Consider the following 1,085-nt stretch of genomic DNA (forward strand, 5'->3'; position numbering starts at 1 on the left):
TCACCAAGAGCTTTAAAATTTGTGCCTCAAATACTATTGCCTAAATATGGCTGGGCGCATCAACTTGCCGGCAATAAATATTCCGGCAATGAAATGAGTTTTCGACAAACGATACACGGTTTATCAAGAAGTGATAGAGGTTTCAAAGTCGTTGTTGATAGGAATGAGAAAAAAATCCTCATTTCATTTGATGCCGGTACGGTAGATAATAGACATTCGGAATGGCTAAAATCTGTAAAAGATAGAATCGGCCTGGATGAATTGAATCCGCAACCATATTGGGGTTTTAATGATCTTTTCCATAAAGCCGGCACAAAACTGCTTAATTGCTTTTATGTACAGGCGGAAACAAAGAAAATTGATGGGAAAACTCATTTTTTCTACAGCGATATAATGATATTGCAATGTCTTTCACTTGAGAACTTTCTTGAATCAATAGAAAATGGGCAGATCCTCATAGATTTTGATGCTCGAACAGGCCACAATCACGGCACTAAATTCAGATTACGACAAAATGCCTTGCCCGCTCTTTATTCCAAAGTTCAACGTCTATAACTGTCATTAAAATCAATAGATTGCCCAACAAACGGATGAACTCTGACTGAAAAAGCCTGGCCGTTTTTTGTTTTCTACAAAATTTGTTGTTTATCGATCTTTCTTCGCTTTTTAGCCATATTTTGTTTGCTTTTTCATCAAGTTATCCTTGGCGTTCGGCTTCACTGTAAATTTTTTTTGAAAGTTATAAATTGGAGAGGGCGACGTGAACGATATCTCTAAAAATCAAATCGTTGAGGCTCAAATTAGGGAATGTTATGGTCGTGTTGTTTGGACTCATAAAACCCATGAAAAGTGCTCCGATATTCTTGAAAAGAGAAATAGCAGAATAAAATTATCTCAGATTATCTTATCTGCTTTAACCACAACTGGCATATTTGTAGCAATTTTTGGAGATAAAACTTGGGTCGGGATCATTTCGGCGATAATATCAACTATCCTTTTAATCTTAAACGCCTATACTAAAAAATAGGGAAGCATACGGGACGCTGGTTACTTGTTAACTTGCCTTAAGACTTCTCATTCGCTTA

At 36.6% G+C, this 1,085-nt stretch carries 2 protein-coding genes; both read left to right on the plus strand.

All coding sequences use genetic code 11. From position 1 onward, the window contains the following. Window positions 1–555 (plus strand): MvaI/BcnI family restriction endonuclease (locus U9P79_01585; protein MEA2103319.1); only part of this gene is annotated, 555 nt, incomplete at its 5' end. Between the two features lie 205 nt (window positions 556–760). Next, window positions 761–1,027, plus strand: coding sequence for an SLATT domain-containing protein (locus tag U9P79_01590; protein ID MEA2103320.1), 267 nt, complete (start codon window positions 761–763; stop codon window positions 1,025–1,027). The last annotated feature ends 58 nt before the right edge of the window (window positions 1,028–1,085 follow it).

Source organism: Candidatus Cloacimonadota bacterium (assembly GCA_034661015.1).
Classification (GTDB): domain Bacteria; phylum Cloacimonadota; class Cloacimonadia; order JGIOTU-2; family JGIOTU-2; genus JAYEKN01.